This window comes from Stenotrophomonas sp. 22DLJC03, assembly GCF_056861405.1.
Map to the genome: position 1 here is coordinate 151,186 of NZ_JBSPUG010000002.1, position 20,488 is coordinate 171,673.

General features: G+C 66.9%; 19 protein-coding genes. 14 read left to right on the plus strand and 5 right to left on the minus strand.

Going from position 1 to position 20,488, the window contains the following annotated elements; translation table 11 throughout:
• The first annotated feature begins 200 nt into the window (after positions 1-200).
• Complete coding sequence (gene rimO / locus AC13GA_RS06540; RefSeq protein WP_049436796.1) at positions 201-1,562, plus strand: 30S ribosomal protein S12 methylthiotransferase RimO; 1,362 nt, start codon at positions 201-203, stop codon at positions 1,560-1,562.
• Positions 1,559-2,404, plus strand: coding sequence for a DUF3025 domain-containing protein (locus AC13GA_RS06545; RefSeq protein WP_253078231.1), 846 nt, complete (start codon positions 1,559-1,561; stop codon positions 2,402-2,404). Before rimO ends, AC13GA_RS06545 begins: the two co-directional genes overlap by 4 nt.
• A gap of 67 nt (positions 2,405-2,471) precedes the next feature.
• Here AC13GA_RS06545 and greB read toward each other — a convergent pair whose 3' ends face one another.
• Together greB and AC13GA_RS06555 are read right to left on the minus strand one after the other, a co-directional pair.
• The gene (greB, locus tag AC13GA_RS06550) at positions 2,472-2,978 is read right to left on the minus strand and encodes a transcription elongation factor GreB (RefSeq protein ID WP_006381559.1); all 507 of its coding nucleotides are present in this window, start codon (positions 2,976-2,978) and stop codon (positions 2,472-2,474) included.
• Positions 2,979-3,065: 87 nt separating this feature from the next.
• The gene (locus AC13GA_RS06555; protein WP_136639371.1) at positions 3,066-4,571 is read right to left on the minus strand and encodes a helicase HerA-like domain-containing protein; all 1,506 of its coding nucleotides are present in this window, start codon (positions 4,569-4,571) and stop codon (positions 3,066-3,068) included.
• 122 nt (positions 4,572-4,693) lie between these two features.
• On the opposite strand from AC13GA_RS06555, the gene AC13GA_RS06560 reads away from it, so the two are divergent.
• Both AC13GA_RS06560 and AC13GA_RS06565 read left to right on the plus strand, forming a co-directional pair.
• Complete coding sequence (locus tag AC13GA_RS06560) at positions 4,694-6,298, plus strand: transglycosylase SLT domain-containing protein (RefSeq protein ID WP_006381476.1); 1,605 nt, start codon at positions 4,694-4,696, stop codon at positions 6,296-6,298.
• Positions 6,299-6,322: 24 nt separating this feature from the next.
• Positions 6,323-6,670, plus strand: coding sequence for a ribonuclease E inhibitor RraB (locus AC13GA_RS06565; RefSeq protein ID WP_136639373.1), 348 nt, complete (start codon positions 6,323-6,325; stop codon positions 6,668-6,670).
• Positions 6,671-6,762: 92 nt separating this feature from the next.
• On the opposite strand, the gene asd is transcribed toward AC13GA_RS06565, so the two are convergent.
• Both asd and AC13GA_RS06575 read right to left on the minus strand, forming a co-directional pair.
• Complete coding sequence (gene asd, locus AC13GA_RS06570) at positions 6,763-7,605, minus strand: archaetidylserine decarboxylase (RefSeq protein WP_482997738.1); 843 nt, start codon at positions 7,603-7,605, stop codon at positions 6,763-6,765.
• Complete coding sequence (locus AC13GA_RS06575) at positions 7,602-8,252, minus strand: SCO family protein (RefSeq protein WP_136639375.1); 651 nt, start codon at positions 8,250-8,252, stop codon at positions 7,602-7,604. Before AC13GA_RS06575 ends, asd begins: the two co-directional genes overlap by 4 nt.
• 122 nt (positions 8,253-8,374) lie before the next feature.
• On the opposite strand from AC13GA_RS06575, the gene prmB reads away from it, so the two are divergent.
• From prmB to AC13GA_RS06625, 10 genes are all read left to right on the plus strand, one after another.
• Entirely contained in the window at positions 8,375-9,304 is a 930-nt protein-coding gene (prmB, locus tag AC13GA_RS06580) for a 50S ribosomal protein L3 N(5)-glutamine methyltransferase (protein ID WP_136639376.1), read from the plus strand.
• Complete coding sequence (aroC, locus tag AC13GA_RS06585; protein WP_136639377.1) at positions 9,301-10,404, plus strand: chorismate synthase; 1,104 nt, start codon at positions 9,301-9,303, stop codon at positions 10,402-10,404. Before prmB ends, aroC begins: the two co-directional genes overlap by 4 nt.
• Positions 10,397-11,434, plus strand: coding sequence for a 2-hydroxyacid dehydrogenase (locus AC13GA_RS06590; RefSeq protein WP_136639378.1), 1,038 nt, complete (start codon positions 10,397-10,399; stop codon positions 11,432-11,434). Before aroC ends, AC13GA_RS06590 begins: the two co-directional genes overlap by 8 nt.
• A gap of 92 nt (positions 11,435-11,526) precedes the next feature.
• Positions 11,527-12,555 carry an aspartate-semialdehyde dehydrogenase gene (locus tag AC13GA_RS06595; RefSeq protein ID WP_482997739.1) on the plus strand — a complete coding sequence of 343 codons (1,029 nt, stop codon included), beginning with the start codon at positions 11,527-11,529 and terminating at the stop codon, positions 12,553-12,555.
• Positions 12,556-12,705: 150 nt separating this feature from the next.
• A complete protein-coding gene (locus AC13GA_RS06600; protein WP_482997740.1) occupies positions 12,706-14,751 on the plus strand; it encodes a FimV/HubP family polar landmark protein in 2,046 nt (681 codons plus the stop codon).
• 26 nt (positions 14,752-14,777) lie between these two features.
• The gene (locus AC13GA_RS06605) at positions 14,778-15,140 is read left to right on the plus strand and encodes a VOC family protein (protein ID WP_253078243.1); all 363 of its coding nucleotides are present in this window, start codon (positions 14,778-14,780) and stop codon (positions 15,138-15,140) included.
• A 32-nt stretch (positions 15,141-15,172) separates the two neighbouring features.
• Positions 15,173-15,943 (plus strand): tRNA pseudouridine(38-40) synthase TruA, encoded by a 771-nt coding sequence (truA, locus tag AC13GA_RS06610; RefSeq protein WP_136639381.1) that lies wholly within the window; start codon positions 15,173-15,175, stop codon positions 15,941-15,943.
• Positions 15,940-16,596 (plus strand): phosphoribosylanthranilate isomerase, encoded by a 657-nt coding sequence (locus tag AC13GA_RS06615; RefSeq protein WP_135274607.1) that lies wholly within the window; start codon positions 15,940-15,942, stop codon positions 16,594-16,596. The genes truA and AC13GA_RS06615 overlap by 4 nt, the downstream gene beginning before the upstream one ends.
• Before the next feature lie 309 nt (positions 16,597-16,905).
• The gene (locus AC13GA_RS06620) at positions 16,906-17,595 is read left to right on the plus strand and encodes a hypothetical protein (RefSeq protein ID WP_482997741.1); all 690 of its coding nucleotides are present in this window, start codon (positions 16,906-16,908) and stop codon (positions 17,593-17,595) included.
• A 48-nt stretch (positions 17,596-17,643) separates the two neighbouring features.
• Positions 17,644-19,500 carry a C40 family peptidase gene (locus AC13GA_RS06625; protein WP_482997742.1) on the plus strand — a complete coding sequence of 619 codons (1,857 nt, stop codon included), beginning with the start codon at positions 17,644-17,646 and terminating at the stop codon, positions 19,498-19,500.
• 48 nt (positions 19,501-19,548) lie between these two features.
• Here AC13GA_RS06625 and AC13GA_RS06630 read toward each other — a convergent pair whose 3' ends face one another.
• Complete coding sequence (locus AC13GA_RS06630) at positions 19,549-20,436, minus strand: LysR family transcriptional regulator (protein WP_482997743.1); 888 nt, start codon at positions 20,434-20,436, stop codon at positions 19,549-19,551.
• Positions 20,437-20,488: the final 52 nt, after the last annotated feature.

Below are 20,488 nucleotides of genomic sequence, written 5' to 3' on the forward strand. Positions count from 1 at the left end.
ATCTACCTCGTTGTGGGGAACCGGACTGCATTGTCGGTGCTGCGCGGGTTAGCGCGGTGTCAGCGGCTGTGCGTGATCAGGCGGTTGGCCATTCAGAGCGCGGCCGCCAACCCCGGTATACTGGCGCCCTTTCAGGCCCCGGCCCCCAGGAACCCCTGCCACGACGGCAGGGGCCCAGGCCCCCAGAGTCCCGCAATTCCATGTCCCAGCTGAACCCCAAAGTCGGCTTCGTCAGCCTTGGCTGCCCGAAGGCCCTTGTCGATTCCGAGCGCATCCTTACCCAGTTGCGGTCCGAGGGATACGACATCGTCCCGTCCTACGATTCGGCCGACGTGGTGGTGGTCAACACCTGTGGCTTCATCGATTCGGCGGTGACCGAATCGCTGGACGCCATCGGCGAGGCGATGAACCAGAACGGCAAGGTGATCGTCACCGGCTGCCTGGGCAAGCGCCCGGAACAGATCCGCGAGGCCTATCCGAACGTGCTGGCGGTGTCCGGCCCGCAGGACTACCAGAGCGTGATGGAGGCCGTGCACGAAGCGCTGCCGCCCAAGCACGACCCGTTCGTGGATCTGGTGCCTGACTACGGCATCAAGCTGACCCCGCGGCATTACGCGTACCTGAAGATTTCCGAAGGCTGCAACCACAAGTGCAGCTTCTGCATCATTCCGTCGATGCGCGGCAAGCTGGTCTCGCGCCCGGTTGATGAGGTGCTGCGTGAAGCCGAGCGCCTGGTGCGCGGCGGCGTGCGTGAGTTGCTGGTGGTGTCGCAGGACACCTCGGCCTACGGCGTGGACGTGAAGTACGCCGAGAAGATGTGGCGCGACAAGGCCTACCAGACCCGCCTGAAGGCACTGTGCGAAGGCTTGTCCGAGCTGGATGCGTGGGTGCGCATGCACTACGTCTACCCGTACCCGCACGTGGACGAGGTGGTGCCGCTGATGGCCGAGAACCGCATCCTGCCGTACCTGGACATCCCGTTCCAGCACGCCAGCCCGCGCATCCTGCGTCTGATGAAGCGCCCCGGCGCGGTCGAAAAGACCCTGGAGCGTGTGCAGAACTGGCGCCGCATCGCGCCGGACATCACCGTGCGCTCCACCTTCATCGTCGGCTTCCCGGGCGAGACCGAAGCCGAATTCGAAGAGCTGCTGTCGTTCCTGGACGAAGCGCAGCTGGACCGCGTCGGTGCGTTCGCCTACTCGCCGGTCGAAGGTGCCACCGCCAATGACCTGCCCGATGCAGTGCCGGAAGAAGTGAAGCAGGAGCGCCTGGCCCGTTTCATGGAAAAGCAGGCGCAGATTTCCGCCGCACGACTGGAAGCCAAGATCGGCACCGTGCAGCAGTGCCTGGTCGACGCCATCGAAGGCGATATTGCCGTGGCCCGCTCCAAGGCCGATGCCCCGGAGATCGACGGCCTGGTGCATATCCAGAACGCCGATCAGGTGCCGCTGCGCGTGGGTGAGTTCGTCGACGTGGAAATCACCGAGAGCGACGAGCACGACCTGTACGGTGACGCGCTGCCGGCCGCCACCCGCCCGGCATTTGATCTCAAGATGCTGTGACCGCAGCGACGACCGCCGCCGGTGACGGCAGCGGTGTCCGTCGCTTCGTGCCGCCGCCGCGTGCGGCGGTCGACGCCACTGTATTCGAGCACCCGGTGTTTGCGGGGTTGAAGGACTTCCATGACCTGCTGGCTGGCCGCGAATGGCCAGCCATCGCCGATCTGGATGTGCGGCTGGGGCTGCCGGGACTGCACCTGGTCGAGCAGGATGCCACGCTGCTGGCCGACGGCCTGCACTACGAAGTGCGCATCGCACAGGGGCGCCTCGCGACCCGTGCCGACAATTGGCACGACCTGTTCAATGCGCTGGTGTGGGCACGCCATCGGCAACTCAAACATGCACTCAATGCGCGGCAGTGCATGCATATCGAGTCCATGCCGCCGGGCCAGCGCAACCGCGCGCAGGCCGCGCTGACCCAGTTCGACGAAACCGGCGTGATCGTGCGCGTGCGCAATCACGCGTTGCTGGCTGCGTGGGATGCGCACGACTGGCGCGCGTTGTTCGAACCTGCGCACTGGCAGAGCGGCGACATCGCCATCGCTGCGGTATTCGGCCATGCATTGATGGAGCAGGCGGTGCTGCCTGGACGCAGGCTGGTGGGCAAGTGCGTGGTGGTGCAGGGTGATGCCGACGCGGAGTGTGTCGATGCCGTCGCACGGGCCATCACCGTGGGCGGGGTACTGACGGATCCCTTGCAACTGCGGCCCCTGCCGCTGGCTGGCATTCCCGGCTGGTACGAGGTGCAGGATGCTGCCTTCTACGCAGATGCGGACTATTTCCGCCCGCTGCGTGCCGGCCGCGCGTATCCGGCGCCGTTGCCTGGCGGTAGAGTCGACTGTTAGTCGACTGCTCTTCCTGCAGCACCGCGAAAACCCCGCGCTGAGCGCGATAGTCGACTGACAGTCGACTCTACAGGGGCTCGTAGTCCACGCCGATCACCGCAAAAGTATGCGGCCCGCTCGGCAGCTCCACCGAGAATTCATCATCCAGCCGTTTCTTCAGCAGCGCACGCGCCAGCGGTGAGTCGATGCTGATCCAGCCCAATCCCGCATCGGTCTCGTCCGGGCCGACGATGCGGTAGCGGCTGGTCTGCCCGCTGTCCACGTTCTCCAGCTCCACCCACGCACCGAAGAACACCGCCTGCGGATCGGTCGGCGTGGTATCGACCACCCGCAGCGACTCCAGCCGCTTGGTCAGGTAGCGAACGCGACGGTCGATCTCGCCCAGCTGCTTCTTGCGGTAGGTGTACTCGGCGTTTTCCGAACGGTCGCCTTCTGCAGCCGCCGCGGCCAGTGCTTTCACCACTTCGGGGCGCCGCACACGCCACAGCTCATCCAGTTCAGCCTTCAACCGTGCATGGCCGGAGGCGGTGATCAGTGCGGTGCTCTTTTCTGCAGGGGGACGCCAACGCGACATATGGTGCGATTTCTTTTCAGGGGAGCGATGGAGGCGTGGGGTCGGATCCCTTTCCACGGGAAAGGGCTCCGACCCCAGCAGGGGCAGCTAGCGTTTGCCGCCGAAAATGCCACCCAGGATGCCGCGCACGATCTGGTTGCCCAGCTTGGTGCCGACGGTGCGCGTGGTCTGCTTGGCCATGGTCTCGATCATGCCCTGGCGGCGCTTGGTGCCGAAGATCGCGTCCTTGATCGACTGGCCGAAGCCACCTTCCTGCGCCTCGTCCTGCTCACGGCTGCGGGCAGCGGGAGCCTCTGCTTTCTCAACCGCCTTCTGCGCACGTTGTGCCAACAGTTCGGCAGCCGATTCGCGGTTGATCGCCGTGTCGTAACGGGTACCGACCGGGCTGCCGGCACGCACCTGGGCGCGCTCGGCCTCGGTGATCGGCCCCATCCGGCAGCGCGGCGGTGCGATCATCGTCTGCTGTACCGGCATCGGCACGCCCTTGTCCTGCAGCGTGGAAACCAGCGCTTCGCCAGTGCCGAGCTGGCTCAGTACCTTCACCACATCCAGTTTCGGATTGGGCACGAAGGTTTCGGCGGCGGTCTTGACCGCCTTCTGGTCGCGCGGGGTGAACGCGCGCAGTGCATGCTGCACGCGGTTGCCCAGCTGGCCGAGGATGTTGCCCGGCACGTCGTCAGGGAACTGCGAGCAGAAGTACACGCCCACGCCCTTGGACCGGATCAACCGCACCACCTGCTCGATGCGCTGCACCAGCGAGGCGGGTGCATCGTCGAACAGCAGGTGGGCCTCGTCGAAGATGAAGACCAGCTTCGGCTTGTCCAGGTCACCCACTTCCGGCAACTGCTCGAACAGCTCCGACAGCAGCCACAGCAGGAAAGTGGAGTACAGCTTGGGCTTGAGCACCAGCTGGTCGGCGGCCAGGATGCCGATCACGCCGCGGCCGTCGTGATTGACCCGCATGACGTCGGCCAGTTCCAGCGCGGGTTCGCCGAAGAAGTTCTCGCCGCCGTCCTGCGCCAGGCGCAGCACCGAACGCTGGATGGCAGCGATCGACTGTGCGCTGACCAGGCCGTACTCGGTGGAGATGTCCTTGCGTTCCTCGGCAACCAGTCCGAGCAAGGCGCGCAGATCGTCCATGTCCAGCAGCAGCAGGCCGCGGTCGTCGGCCAGCTTGAACACGATGTCGAGCACGCCGGCCTGGGTGTCGTTCAACTCGAGGATGCGCGACAGCAGGGTCGGGCCCATTTCGCTGACGGTGGTGCGCACCGGGTGGCCGAGCTTGCCGTACAGGTCCCAGAAAATGGTAGGGCTTGCCGCTGGCGCATAGTCGGCCACGCCGATCTCGGCGGCGCGCGCGAGCAGGTTCTCGGCGCCGGTGCCGGGCACGGCCAGGCCGGATACATCGCCCTTCACATCGGCCAGGAACACCGGCACGCCCAGCCGCGAGAAGCCCTCGGCCAGGGTCATCAGGGTCACGGTCTTGCCGGTACCGGTGGCACCGGCAACCAGGCCGTGACGGTTGCCCAGTTTCGGCAGCAGGGTGACGGCAACATCGTCGGTGATGCCTTTGCCGAGCAGAATCGGATCCATGGTCCAGCCCTTGTGGTGAATAGCCCAATGTTAACCGCCGGCGGTGACGGTCCGAAGGTCCGCTTGCCCGGACCTTGGCGGCGCCGCTACTCTGCCTGCCTGTTTCGCACACAGTGCCATCAATGCCCGTTCCTGTCCTGATTTCCCGCGGTTGGCCGCTGCTGGCCCTTGCCGGCCTGGTTTCCCTGGCACCCGATGCCCATGCACAGCGGGTCTCGGCTCGGGACAAGGTGAAGGTGGATGCGCTGCAGCAGCGCATGACCGCCGCCGAGAAGCGCTACAGCGATGCCCTGCTGCTGGTCGCCAATGCCGACCCCAAGGGCAGCAACGAGGCCGATGCCGCGCTGGAGGACATGGAAGATGTCCTCAACGACTGCGTGAAGCAGAAGGGCTGCCAGATGGGCACCCTGCTGGCCAGCTACAAGCGCCTGCTCAAGCACGATGCCGATGCAGCTGCCAGCGATGACGTGGCCGATGAAGGTGGCGACCGCCTGGAAGCCGACCCCGACCATATCGGCCCGCTCACCGCCGACGTGCCCGAGGCGGCCCGCGCCGCTGCGCTGCTGAACGACAAGCGGCACGCCTTCGACAGCATGGTGGAGTACAACCCGGCGGTACAGGCCGGTATCCGCCGCTGGCTGACCGACATGCGCCCGGCGCTGATGACCACCTACGAGAACTACCAGAACCTGCGCGCGGTGATGTGGCCGGAGTGGGAAAAGCGCGGTCTGCCCGAGGCATTGCTGTTCGGCATCATGGCCAAGGAATCCAATGGCCGCGTACATGCCTCTTCGCGTGCCGGTGCCGCCGGCCTGATGCAGTTCATGCCGGCCACTGGCCGCCGCTTCGGCCTGGGCCCGGATGGCACCGGTTTCGACACCCGCTTCGATGCACGCAGTGCTGCAGAAGCCAGTGCCACCTACCTCAACGAGCGCATGCGCGAGCTCAACAACAACGTTGAACTGTCGCTGGCCGGCTACAACGGCGGCGAAGGCCGCGCAGCGCGCGTCTACAAGCAGTACCCGGGGCAGAGCTTCTGGGTGGACAGCGTCTACAACCAGTTCCCGGGCGAAACCAAGGACTACGTGCCGATGGTGATCGCCGCGGCGTGGATCTTCCTGCACCCGCAGCAGTACGGCGTGGAGTTCCCGAAGATCAGCGCGCAGCCGGCCACCATCCGCCTGGCGCGATCCACCACGATCTATGAACTGACCATCTGCCTGGGCAGCCATGGCACCCGCGATGGTTACATGCGCGCGCTGCGCAATCTCAACCCGCGCTATGAGGCTGATGGCTGGATTCCGGCCGGCACGCTGATCAACGCCACTACCCGCATTGCCGGCCTGTACCAGCGCAACTGCGTCAGCGGTCCGCGTGCCGACCTCGCCCGCACCCTGATCACCGCCGATCTGAATGCAGCGATCGTGCGCCCGACCGCCGCCAGCTACACCGGCAGCGTGGCCGTGGGTGGGGTGGTGCCGGTGGCCGATGCGGCCGCATCCACCAGCGTGCCGACCACGCCCGTAGCGCCGGTGGCCACGCCACGTCCGGCTGCGCGGCCGAAGCCGGTGCGCAGCCACAAGGTGGGCAAGGGCGAAACCCTCGGCGCCATCGCCGCGAAGTTCCAGTGCGATGTGCCGACCCTGGCCCGCGCCAACGGCCTGAAAGCCCCGGCCTACAGCCTGCGCCACGGCCAGACGCTGAAGCTGCAGGGCTGCGACAAGTAATCCCCCACGACCCCTGGAACCTGCATGGACCTCGAAGACACCCGCAACCTGTTCGCCAACCTCCGCGAAAACACCGACTGGGACATCAACGGCCCGTTGCTGTGGGGGTACTTCTTCGTCCATTCCAGCGCCGAGCCGCTGCAGGCACTGGCGGATCATCTGCAGGCGCAGGGCTACAGCTTCGTCGAACTGTTCGAACAGGAGCCGGAAGAGGGCGGTGCACCGTTCCATGTGCTGCATGTGGAGCGCGTGGAGATCCACGACGAAGCGTCGCTGGACCGCCGCAACCAGGAGTTCGCGGCGTTGGCTGCGGAAAAGGGTGTGGAAGACTACGACGGCATGGACGTCGGCCCTGCACCGGCCCTGCAGTAACGCGCGTACCAGTAGTGCCGGCCGCTGGCCGGCAATGCTCGACGCGTTGGATCAACGGAGATGCCGGCCAGCGGCCGGCACTAACGGAAGCCTCAGCGCAGCTTCGCCAGGGCCTGGCCCAGCTGCACCGGGCTTTCGGCACCCAGCTGCGGGGCAAACTCGGCCACGCCCGGCGGCAGCAGCACGATCACGGTCGAGCCGTAGTTGAAGCGCGCCATCTCGGCGAAGCGCTCCAGCTGGATGCCCTGGCCGCGGTAGTCCTTGCGGGTGATGCGGTCACCGTAGGCCGGAATTTCTTCGCCGCTCCACACGGTTTCCACGCCGGACACCAGCAGCGCACCGACCATCACGCTGACCATCGGGCCGAAGCTGGTGTCGAAATGGCAGACCAGGCGCTCGTTGCGCGCGAACAGGCGCGGCACGCCGTTGACGGCGGCCGGGCCAACGCTGAACAGGCGGCCGGGCACGTGCACGGTTTCGCGCAGGGTGCCGGTCCACGGCATGTGCACGCGATGGTAGTCGCGCGGCGACAGGTACACGGTGGCGTACAGGCCGTGGTTGTACGGCTTGGCATCCTCGTCACTGCCCAGCAGTTCGGCGGCGGTGAACGACTGGCCCTTGGCCTGGAAGATGCGGCCGGCCTCGATCCTGCCGAGCTGGCTGATGCGGCCGTCGGCCGGCATCACCAGGTTGCGCGGATCGGCATCGGCCACGCGCGCGCCCGGCTTCAGCGCACGGGTGAAGAACTGGTTGAAGGTTGCATAGCTGCGCGGGTCCGGATTGGCCGCTTCGTCCAGGTTGACATTGAACTTCCGGGTGACCGTGTCTATCAGCCAGCGCGACACGCGCGGATCGTCCGAGTACGCCAGCGAACGCGCCATCGAGGACAGCAGGCGGTGGGGCAGGGCGTACGTCAGGGCGGTGGTGAGACTCATGGGGCGGTTTTCTCGGTCAGCTTCTGCAGGTCGCGGGCAATCGCCGGCGCGTTGAACGGGGGCCGCACCAGGCCGGCGAGGCGACCCTGCGGGTCGAGCACGGCCAGGCTGGCCGAGTGCTCGACGGTGTAGTCCTCGGGATTTTCGTCGAAGTGCTTGCCCGGCACCTTCTGGAACACGAAGCCCAACGAGGTGGCAAAGCGCTCCAGCGAGGGCACATCGGCAGTCGCGGCCAGGGTGTCCTTGTGGAAGCCGTGCACGTATTCGCCGAGGCGGGTGGCGCTGTCGCGGTCGGGGTCGACCGAGACGAACAGCACGCGCGGGCGCAGGCTGTCGGGCAGGGCCTCCCACTGGTTCTGGGCGCCGGCCAGCTCGGCCAGGGTGGTCGGGCAGACGTCCGGGCAGAAGGTGAAGCCCAGGAACACCAGGGTCCAGTGGCCCTTCAGCTCGCCCGGAATCAGGCGGGTGCCGTCGGACTGGGCCAGGTTGAAGTCGGGCAGTTCGCGGGCCTGCGGGTACAGGGTGATCGCTTCGGTGGCCGCTGCATTGGCCGGAGGCTTCGGCGCGAACACCTGCTGCGCGGCCAGCAGGCCAAGGCCCGCCGCCAGGGCGACCAGCAGGATGATGCCGGCGTTGCGATTGAACATGGGAGCCCCCGCGCGAAGTGGGCTCCATCATACCGGCTGTGGCCCGATCGTTTCCGCCGCAACGGATGCCGCCACGGGCGCCAGCCCCTATAATCGGGGGCCACTTTGCCCGCAGTACCGCCATGACCGCTGAAACGGCCGCCGAACTCCACACGATCATCGATCTGATCCGCTACGGCACCAGCCGTTTCAACGCTGCCGGGCTGACCTTCGGCCACAGCTACGACAACGCGCTGGATGAAGCGACCCAGCTGGTGCTGCACAGCCTGCACCTGCCGCACGATCTGGGCCCGGCCTACGGCCAGGCGCGTCTGCTGCAGGAAGAGAAGGTGCGCGTGCTGGAACTGTTCCAGCGCCGTATCGACGAGCGCATCCCGGCCGCCTACCTGACCGGTGAAGCCTGGTTCGCTGGCTTGAGCTTCAAGAGCGATACGCGCGCCCTGGTGCCGCGCTCGCCGATCGCCGAACTGATCGAATGCGGCTTCGAGCCGTGGTTGGCTGGCCGCGATGTCAGCCGCGCGCTGGACCTGTGCACCGGTTCGGGCTGCATTGCCATCGCCATGGGGCACTACTACCCGAACTGGGAAGTGGACGGCGTGGACCTCAGCGACGACGCACTTTCGCTGGCCACCGAGAACAAGGAACGCCTGCAGGCGCACAACGTGACCCTGCTCAAGTCGGACCTGTTCAACGGCCTGACCGGCCGCCACTACGACCTTATCGTCACCAACCCGCCGTACGTCACCAACGACGAGACCGATGCCCTGCCGCAGGAGTACTCCTACGAGCCGGACATGGGCCTGCGTGCCGGTGACGACGGCCTGGACCTGGTGCTGAAGATCCTGCGCGACGCGCCGCTCCACCTGAGCGAAGACGGCCTGCTGATCTGTGAAGTGGGCGAGTCCGAGCAGCACCTGATCAAGCTGCTACCGGAAGTCGACTTCGCCTGGATCGAGTTCAAGGTCGGCCAGATGGGCATCTTCGCGGTCGAATGCCGCGAGCTGATCGCCCACAGCGCGCGCATCACCGAACTGGCGGCGCAGCGCCCGTGAGCTCCAATTCGTTCGGCAAGCTGTTCACCGTCACCACGTTCGGCGAATCGCACGGGCCGGCCATCGGCTGCGTGATCGATGGCTGCCCGCCGGGGCTGGCGCTGGACGCGGCCGAATTCGCCCACGACCTGCAGCGCCGCGCCACAGGCAAGAGCCGGCACACATCGGCGCGCCGCGAGGCCGATGAGGTCGAGATCCTGTCCGGCGTGTACGAAGGGCTGACCACCGGCACCCCGATCGCACTGCTGATCCGCAACACCGACCAGCGCAGCAAGGATTACGCCAACATCGGCCAGCAGTTCCGCCCGGGCCATGCCGACTACAGCTACTGGCACAAGTACGGCATCCGTGACCCGCGTGGCGGCGGCCGTTCCTCGGCGCGCGAGACCACCATGCGCGTGGCCGCCGGCGTGGTCGCCAAGAAGTGGCTGGCCGAGCGCTTCGGCGTCACCGTGCGCGGCTACCTGTCGCAGCTGGGCGAGATCACCCCGGCCGGTTTCGACTGGTCGGCGGTGGAAGACAACCCGTTCTTCTGGCCGCATGCCGCACAGGTGCCGGAGCTGGAGGCGTACATGGATGCGCTGCGCAAGTCCGGTGATTCGGTCGGCGCCTGCGTGGACGTGGTCGCCGACAACGTGCCGCCCGGCTGGGGCGAGCCGATCTACGGCAAGCTCGACGGTGACCTGGCCGCCGCGTTGATGAGCATCAATGCGGTCAAGGGCGTGGAGATCGGCGACGGTTTCGCCAGCGCCGTGCAGAAGGGCACCGAACACCGTGACCTGCTGACCCCCCAGGGGTTTGCCAGCAACCACGCTGGCGGCATTCTCGGCGGCATTTCCACCGGCCAGCCGGTGGTCGCCTCGATCGTGCTCAAGCCGACCTCCAGCCTGCGCCTGCCCGGCCCGTCGCTGGATACATCCGGCAACGTGGTCGAGGTGGTCACCACCGGTCGCCATGATCCCTGTGTTGGCATCCGCGCCACGCCGATCGCCGAGGCGATGGTGGCGATGGTGCTGATGGACCAGGCTCTGCGCCACCGTGCGCAGTGCGGCGACGTCGGCACCGTCACCCCGCGTATTCCTGGTCAGCTCGATGGCTGACACGCGGCCGACGGTATGGGTGAGCCAGCCGCTGATCGACGCGGCCATCGCGCCGCTGCGCGATCGCGTGCAGCTGCGCAGCACCGACACCGTCACCGCGTGGTCGCCTGAGCAGATCGCCGAACAACTGGCCAGCGCCGACGGCGCGATCATCACCCTCAACGAGCGCATCGGCGCGGCCCAGCTGGCCGATGCCGCGCAGCTGCAGGTGATCGCCAATGTCGGTGTCGGCTACAACAACCTGGACGTCGACGCGCTCAGCGCGGCCGGCATCCTCGCCAGCAACACCCCCGACGTCCTCACCGAAACCACCGCCGATCTCGGCTTTGCGCTGCTGATGGCCACCGCGCGCCGGATCACCGAATCCGAACGTTGGTTGCGCGAGGGGCAGTGGGGCCAGTGGTCGTTCCAGACCATGCTCGGCGCCGACATCCATGGCAGCACGCTGGGCATCCTTGGCATGGGCCGCATCGGCCAGGGCATCGCCCGCCGCGGTGCGCACGGTTTTGGCATGAAGGTGCTTTACCACAACCGTTCGCGCCTGCCGGCCGACACCGAGGCCGCTGTGGGCGCTTCGTATGTGGATCTGGATACGCTGCTGGCGCAGGCCGATCACCTGATCACGGTGCTGCCTTATTCGCCGTCCTCGCATCACATCATCGATGCAGCTGCACTGGCGAAGATGAAGTCGACGGCCACGCTGGTGAACATCGCCCGCGGCGGCATCGTCGACGAACTGGCACTGGCCGACGCACTGGCCAATGGCCGCCTCGCCGCTGCCGGGCTGGATGTGTACGAAGGCGAGCCGACGGTGCGTCCGGAACTGCTGGCGCTGCGCAACGTGGTGCTGACCCCGCATATCGGCAGTGCCTCGCTGGCCACGCGCACGGCGATGGTACAGCTGGCGGTGGATAATCTGCTCGCCGGGCTTGGCCTGGACGGCGCCCCATCGCGCATGCCAAGCGCGATCAACGCTGACGCGGCAATAGCCGCGCGCGTGACGCTGGGCAAAAAAACCGGGAAACGATAGGGAGCCTCCGTGCGTGCCGCTTGAGGAGGTTCCCCGAACCCAGCTGTCGTGCGTGATTTTCCCCATCCCTGTTTTCGTGAGAGTTTCCCCCCATGAGCAATGCACAGCGCAGTTTTCACGTCGCCGTCGTCGGTGCCACCGGTGCCGTCGGCGAGACCATGTTGTCGATCCTGGCCGAGCGAGATTTCCCGGTCGGAACCCTGAGCGTCCTGGCCTCCGAGCGTTCGGCCGGCGGCGAGATCGAGTTCAACGGCCAGAAGGTCAAGGTCCAGGACCTGGCAACCTTCGACCCGAGCGGCGTCGAGATCGCCCTGTTCTCGGCCGGTGGCAGCGTGTCCAAGGAATACGCACCGAAGTTCGCCGCCGCCGGTGCGGTGGTGATCGACAATTCCTCGGCCTTCCGTTACGACGATGACGTGCCGCTGGTGGTGTCCGAGGTCAATCCAGAGCAGGTCGCCAACCGTCCGCGCGGCATCATCGCCAACCCGAACTGCTCGACCATGCAGATGCTGGTGGCGTTGGCGCCGCTGCACCGCAAGTACGGCATCGAGCGCATCAACGTCTCGACCTACCAGTCGGTGTCCGGTGGCGGCCGTTCGGCGACGGAAGAGCTGGGCAAGCAGACCGGCCAGCTGCTGAGCTTCCAGGAGATCGATCCGCAGCGCTTCCCGGTGCAGATCGCCTTCAACCTGATCCCGCACATCGACGACTTCCAGGACAACGGCTTCACCAAGGAAGAAATGAAGCTGGTCTGGGAAACCCGCAAGATCCTCGGCGACGACAGCATCCTGGTGAACCCGACTGCAGTGCGCGTGCCGGTGTTCTATGGTCACTCCGAGTCGGTAGCGATCGAAACCCGTGACAAGGTGACCGTCGCCGAAGCACGCGCGCTGCTGGAGCAGTCGCCGGGTATCGAAGTGGTCGATCGCCACGAGGCTGGCGGCTACCCGACCCCGGTCACGCATGCGTCGGGCACCGACGCAGTGTACGTCGGTCGCATCCGTGAGGACCTGTCGCATCCGCGCGGCCTGAACCTGTGGATCGTGTCGGACAACGTGCGCAAGGGCGCGGCACTGAACGCCGTGCAGCTGGCCGAGCTGGTCGCCGCCGAACAGCGCTGATCACATCGGTTGCCTCACCGGTAGTGCCGGCCGCTGGCCGGCATTGCCCTGATCCACCAGCTGAAAGGATTGCCGGCCAGCGGCCGGCACTACCTCAAGGGTCTTTCCGGTGGGTGCGGACCCCGGTCCGCACGCTTTATAGTGTCGCCCATGAATAAACGGGCCAAGGGCGCAAAGCGCCCGCTCAGCTATCTTTCCGCCGCGCTGCTGGCCCTGGCCAGCAGTTCGGCGCTTGCCTTGGGCCTGGGTGACATCCGTGTCCTGTCCAAGCCGGGCCAGCCCCTGCTGGCAGAAATCCCGGTGATCTCTGCCGACCCGTCCGAGCTGGAAAACCTGCGCGTGGCGCTGGCGTCACCGGTCACCTTCGAACGCGTGGGCCTGCAACGGCCGACCGGGCTGGTCAGCGAGCTGCAGTTCGAACTGACCCGCAATGCACAGGGCAGGGCAGTGGTGCGGGTGACCTCGCAGGCACCGGTCGAGACCCCGTCGCTGAGCTTCCTGATCGAGGCCGACTGGGGCCAGGGCCGACTGGTGCGCGAGTACTCGGCGCTGGTCGATGCACCGTCCAGTGCGCTGGCCGTGGCCGAACCGGAGATCGTTGCTCCTGCAGGCACCCTGTCCAACACCATCACCCGCGACGTGGCGCCTGAGCCTGCAGCAGCCGAAACGGCAAGCGTGCCAGCGCCCGTGCGTGCATCCACCGCTGAGCCGGTGCCGGCTCGCCCGCGTACAGCAGCTACACCGGTTGCCGCGCCGTCAGCCGATGGCAGTGTCACCGTGCAGCGCGGGCAGACCCTGTCGCAGATCGCCGGCGCGGTGGCACGTGGCAACCAGATCAGCCGCGACCGCGCGATGATCGCCCTGCTGCGCGCCAATCCCGAAGCCTTCATCCGGGGCAACGTGAACCTGCTCAAGCAGGGCGCGGTGCTGCGCATGCCGGGCAGTGATGCGCTGGCAGCCGTCGATGCCGCCGAGGCCGCTGCGCTGGTGCGCGAGCACGCCGCGCAATGGCGGCAGGCGCGTACCGTGCCGCAACCCGCGGGCACGGTCGCCCCGGTCGCCAAGGCGGTCGCGGCCACCGATTCCTCCCCGGCTGCGGCCAACGGGGCACGACTTGAGATCGCTCCGGCGCTGGCGTCCGACGCCGCGCGTGCGGGCACAACCACCGGCACCGCTGCCGGCAGCGAGGGTGACATGCTGGGCAACGAACAACTGCGCCAGGCGCGTGAGGACATCGCCACCCGCGATGCCGAGATCGGCGAGCTGAAGCAGCGCGTGGCCGACCTGGAAGCGCTGAAGCAGCAGCAGCAGTCGCTGATTGCCATGAAGGACAACGATCTGGCCGCCGCGCAGCAACGCCTCGCGCAGGCCCCCGGTGCCCGCGACGCAGCAACGCCATGGTACTGGCTGGGCCTGCCGGTGCTGCTGCTGGCGGCCGCTGCGGCGTGGCTGCTGCGCCGTCGCAAGCCGTCGCCATTGCCGCCGTTGCGTGAAGAAGACGATGCCACCGGGCTTGCTGCGGCGGTTCCGGCTGGAGCCGCGCTGGATACCCTGGCCGAGCAGTCTTCATGGTCGTCGGTGGTTGCCGAAGGGGGCCGCCAGGAGCCGGCGATGCCAGCCTGGGCCACCGAAACCGAGCTCGAAACGCATGACCCGTCGCATGCCGAGCCGACGGCCGATCACGCAGTGCAGGCCGACTGGCAGGTCGGGACGCTGCGCGCAGAGGATGTGGTGGAGCTGCCTGCGGCAGTGACCGAACAGCCGCGCTGGGACGAGCCAGCGTCCGGACATGACGACGGGCTTGTCGTCGAACAGCACCCTGACGAACCGGCGGTGCAGGAAGCCGCTGCCGACGTCGGTGTGCCGGACTATGCGCTGCACGCCGAACAACAGCCGCAGTTCCGTGGCGTATTTGACCTGCCGGCGGAGTCGCATGAGGTCGAGGCCGTGGTCGACCGCGTCCACCATGACCGCATCGACAACGCGCACACTGATGACGTCGCTACGACGGATGCCGCACCCACCAACGATGCTGGCTGGTCACCGCGTGCTGGCCAGGAGCGCCTGGAACTGGCCATCGCCTATCTCGACCTGGGTGACGCACAGACTGCGCGTACCCTGCTGCTGGAAGTCGCCGAAGGCGGCGACCTGCACAGCCAGGCACAGGCCCGGGAACTGCTGGCCCGCCTGCCGTGACCGAACCTGCCGACAAGGACTGTGCCATGAGCCGCGAGCGCCGCATCGATTACGTTGAATTCGCTTCCAGCGATCCGGCCGCCAGCCGTGCATTCTTCGAGAAAGTGTTTGGCTGGTCATTCGTCGACTACGGCAGCGATTACACCGCCTTCGACGACGGCCGCCTGCAGGGCGGTTTCTTCCGCGGCCAGCCACAGCGGGCCACGGAAGGTGGCGCACCGCTGCTGGTGCTGTATGCCGATCAGTTGGCGCCGGTCGAAGCGGCCGTGCGTGATGCCGGCGGGGTGATCGTGCGCCCGGTGTTCTCTTTCCCCGGCGGTAGCCGCTTCCAGTTCGTCGAGCCCGGTGGCAATGAACTGGCGGTCTGGTCCGAACGCGACCCGGCCTGAGCGTCACCCCCTCCGCAACTTCGAGGTAGCACATGCGTTACGCGCTTGGCGTCGAGTATGACGGCAGCGATTTCAGGGGCTGGCAGAACCTGGGCGAAGGTGGTCCCAGCGTGCAGGCCAGCCTTGAACAGGCCTTGTCCTCGGTGGCGGACACGCCGCTGCAGGTGGTCTGTGCCGGTCGTACCGATGCCGGTGTGCACGGCCAATGCCAGGTCGTGCATTTCGATACCGACGTGGTGCGCGATCCGCGCGCCTGGATGCTGGGCACCACCACCCGTCTGCCGCGTTCAATCGCAGTGCGCTGGTGTGTTCCGGTCGCCGACGATTTCCATGCCCGTTTCTCGGCGCGCGCGCGCCGCTACCGCTACCGACTGCTCAACCGCGAAGTGCGGCCGGCGCTCGAGCGGCAGACCCTGAGCTGGGAGCGGCGTGCGCTGGACGAGACGCTCATGCACACCGCCGGACAGGCCCTGCTCGGTGAGAACGACTTCAGTGCATTCCGCTCGGTCCAGTGCCAGGCGCTGCACGCGCGGCGTGAGCTGCAGTCGCTGCAGGTCAGCCGCCACGGCGAGGTGATCGAAGTCTCAGTACAGGGCAATGCATTCCTTCATCACATGGTCCGCAATATCGTCGGTTCGTTGATCCTGGTGGGCAGCGGCGAAAAACCGGTGGAATGGATCGCTGAACTGCTGGCCGGGCGTGATCGAACCGTAGCCGGTCCCACCGCACCGCCGCAGGGCCTGGTGTTCCTTGGGCCCCTGTACCCCGACAACTGGCATCTGCCCGCCGAGGTCACGCTATGAGCCGTTCCTACTACCGTACGCGCATCAAGTTCTGTGGCATGACCCGTGCCGGCGACGTCCGCCTGGCCGGTGAGCTGGGCGTGGACGCAGTGGGTTTCATCTTTGCCCGCGAGAGCAGTCGCCGGGTCGCTCCGGCCGAAGCGCGCGCGATGCGCCAGGCGATCGCACCGATGGTCGACGTGGTGGCGCTGTTCCGCAACAACAGCAAGGAAGAGGTGCGTGAGGTGCTGCGCACGGTGCGGCCGACCCTGCTGCAGTTCCACGGTGAGGAAGACGAGAGCTTCTGCCGCAGCTTCAACATGCCGTACCTGAAGGCGATCGCCATGGGCGGGCGTGAAGAGGTCAACGCACGCACCCTGCAGCTGCGCTACCCCAGCGCAGCCGGCTTCCTGTTCGACAGCCATGCGCCGGGCGGCGGTGGCGGTACCGGCGTGGCGTTCGACTGGAGCCGCGTCCCGACCGGACTGCACCGTCCGTTCCTGCTGGCCGGAGGCCTGAACCCGGAAAACGTCTACGACGCCGTGCTGGCGACGCTGCCGTGGGGCGTGGACGTCTCCAGCGGCATCGAACTGGAGCCGGGCATCAAGGATGGCTACAAGATGCGCACCTTCGTCGAGGAAGTGCGCCGCGCCGATTGCACCGTTCTGGAGTGATCCGCGTCACCTGAGGGGGGCGCCCGGAATGTCATCGGCGACGGTGCATTCCGCCGGGTCTGTCTCCTTGGAGGGTGTGCGTAGCCTGCGAGCCTGGCCTGTAGCGCGCCGCGCCTTGAAGGCGGGCGCCCCCTGAATGCGACGAGCATCACGCTTTCGGCTGATTCAGGTTCCAGCGCCAAAAAGTCGACAGCCCCCAAACATCTGATCGGACACAATGCGCCCAGCCTGTCACGGTTGGGTGCGACGCTGCGTGCGTGTCGCTGGCAGCACCCTCGAGATACGCCTTACCTTTCCAACGAGGACGCAATGGATATGCCCCATCTCTCTTCCCACCGTATCCGCCTGGCCCGCCTGGCGATCGTGCCCGGCCTGCTGCTTGCCTTGGGCGCGTGTGCGGCCGGTGACTCATCCGCCCCGGCCACATCGGCACCGGCCGCTGCCACACCGGCAGCCGCACCTGCCACGGCACCGGCCACGGTTCCGTCGGCAGCACCGGCTGCCGACGGCCTGGCTGCGCTGATCCAGGCCAGCGGTGTGAAATGCAGCAACGCGAGTACAGGCAGCGGCTGCACGGCCGGCGACGTGGACAGCGGTGATTTCTACGATGTCGAATTGTCGCCGGACTGTGGCGACCAGGGTTTCTTCGCTGGCGTGGCCGACGCCAAGGGCGTGGAGACATTGAATGCGGTGCCATCCACCGGCAGCAAGGTCAGCGTGACCGCGAAGCTGTCGAAGGGGCAGCTGGTCTGTGTGCAGGGCATCGGGCGCGCCGGACAGAACCCGCTGTTCTATTACGTCGTTGCGGTTCCCGCTGCGACAGTCGGGAAGTGCAAGGGAAACACATTGTGTGACACCTATGGCGACAGGCCGATCACTGGCCTGGCGAACACGGGGGGCGAGGCCTGCCATGCGGCGGCGCCGGGACATTACGCCGGGAACTGCGCACAGGGTTGGGTCAGTGCGGACGTGCTCGACGTGTTTTCCAACGGAATGTAATCACCGCCAGGGGAGCGGTCCAATCAACCACTGGCAAAGGAACAGCTCATGTCGGATCCAAAAATCACCCGGCTGGTCAGCAGCGTAGGTACCACCCGCACGCTGGAAATGGACGATGGCAGCGTCGTCGAACGATCAGGTGGCAGCGTCTCGTGGCGCAACAACAATCCTGGCAATCTCAAGTTCGAATTCGCCGGCAGCGCGGACAAAACGGTCACCAATCCGCGTACCCGCGAGCAGGCGCTGGAATCGGCGCAGGGGCGCTACAAGGGCGTGGTCGATCTCGACCAGTGGGGCAACGCGGTTTTCGAGAGCTATGAAGCCGGCCGGGTGGCGAAGATCCAGCTGCTCGAACGCCGGTTCGGTGACAAGACCGTGGAGGAAATGCTGCCGAGCTACTCCACGAAGGATTACAGCGGCACCACCCACCACAAGGAACAGGCGGCCACCATCTATGCCGAGGGCGATCGCCAGGGTGTCGACCTGCGCTCGAAGACCGTCGGCCAGATGAGCGTGCGCGAGCGCGAGGTGCTGGCAGACGGCATCCGCCGTTTCGAGGGCTGGCAGCCGGGTGAGGTCGCCACGTTGCAGCAACCCACGCGCACTCAGTCGGCCGCGCCGGTGCAGACACCGACCCAGGCTCAGGTACAGGCGCCTTCGGTGACGGCGCCCGCTGTGGGCCGGGCCGCGGCTGCAGTCGGCGGTGCCGCGGTCTACAACGAGGCCTATCAGCATTTCATGGCCTCGGGCCGCCAGTACGAATACGGGCGCCCGGACCATCCACGTCCCGGGCGCGACAGCAGCCGGCTGGAGCGTGACCTTGATGGTGACGGACGCTTCGGCGTGGATTGCTCGGCGTTCGTATGGCGCGGCCTGAAGAACGCGGGTTACGACGTGCGTGGCGAGAGTGCTGCCGGGTTCACTACCTCGACGCTGTTCAATGGTGCGAACACCACGGCTTATGCACGTGAGCATTTCGATGTGACCCCAGCTGCCGAAGCACGCAAGCCGCACGGATCGCTGAAGCAGGGCGACATCCTGATGTTCTCCTCGTCGCAGGGCCAGCATGTCGGCATTTTCAAAGGCTACGATGCACAGGGAAACATCCAGTTCATCGGTTCGCAGGGAAGCACCGGGCCGGCCGAAGTGACCATCCGGCCAGGCGGGTACTGGGATGGCGGAAGCACCCGCATCGTTGGTGCGCTGACACCGAAGCCGGAATTCCAGGTGCGCGCGCCGCTGCACGGCAGTGGCGAACCTGCGCTGTCCCGGCCTGCCGCCAGCGTGCAGCCGGCTGCATCGCACCCCGCGGCCAACGAGGTGATGAAGCAGGGCCAGCGTGGCGCCGACGTGCAGGCGTTGCAGCAGACCCTCAACCAGCTCGGCGTGCGTGATGCACAGGGCCATCGATTGTCAGAGGATGGCCGTTTCGGTGACCACACCCGCGAAGCGGTGATTGCGCTCCAGAAACAGCAGGGGCTGGTGGCCGATGGAATTGTCGGTCGCCAGACCACTGCCGCACTGGCGGCGGGCCGTGTGCAGGGCCATGAACCTGCAGCGGCTGTGCCGAAAGGGCCGTCGCTGAACGATGCATCGCATCCGGACCACGGACTGCACAACGCCGTCCGCAGCAAGCTTCCCAGCGTGTTCTCCGAAGAGGCTGCGGCCAATATCACCCTGCATGCAAAGCAGAACGGTATCGACGCGGCCGACAAGCTGCAGAGCATCACGGTGCAGGATGGCAAGGCGTTCGTGATGGGCACGACGCCGGGTTTTCGCACCGCGGTCGACCTGGCCCAGGCGCCGCCGTCGCTGGAGCAGACCAGTGCCAAGCTGCTTGCAGATCCGTCGCATCAGCAGCAGGTGCATGAGGAGCAGCAGCGGGTCGCGATGGGCGGTCGCTGAGGAATGTATTGCCGGCTCCGGGGGGTGAACGCCGCCCGGGGCCTCGCCTCATCGCAGTTGCGCTGCTGCCCAGTCGGCCAGGGCATCCACGCGCGCATCGACCGGGCCGTCCGGCCGCGCCAATACCCAGAAGCCACCCGTGGCGGCAAATCCCCACGGCGCGACCAGCCGGCCCGCCGCCAGATCCTCCGCGACCAGCGGCTCGGGCGCGATCGCAGGGCCCAGCCCGGCCACAGCCGCCTCAAGCAGGTAGTACAGGTGCTCGAAGGCAGTGCCCAGCTGCAGTCTGGACGTTTCCAGGCCGTGCGCCTGCGCCCACGCCGGCCACGCCTGTGGCCGTGAGCTGGTGTGCAGCAGTGTCTCCTTCAGCAGTGCAGACGGCGGCACGTTGCGCAGGCGCAGTGCCGCCGGATGCGAGGGGGCCACCACCACGCCGACCCGTTCCGCTGCCAGTTCGCGCACCTGCCAACCGCGTGGCCACGGTCCCTGTGCAAGCAGCAGCACCGCATCCAGTGCCGCCTGCGCCTCGGTGAAGCTGCCGTCCAGCGCCGACCATTGCAGGCGCACGCCGGGCAAGGCGGCCTGCAGCGCGGGCAGGCGCGGGATCATCCAGCGCGCGAGCACGCTGCCACTGCAACCCAGGACCAGTACCGGAGAGGCCGCGGGTCGTCCCAGCTCGCGCACGCAGTCCTCGATGCCGGTGAAGGCTTCGCTGCAGGCGGCCTGTAGACGGATGCCCGCAGCGGTCAGGCGCAGGCCACGGCCGGCACGCTGGAACAGCGCCAGGCCGAGGTGGTCTTCCAGCAGCTTCAGCTGCCGGCTGACCGCACCGTGGGTGACGTGCAGGTCCTGTGCAGCGCGGCCAACCCCGCCCAGACGGGCGGTGGCCTCGAAGGCGCGCAGCGCATTGAGCGGTGGCAGCAGGGAGTGGCTCATGTGAGATTTCCTGACGATATACGCGAGATAATATCGATTTTCCGGTCACGAC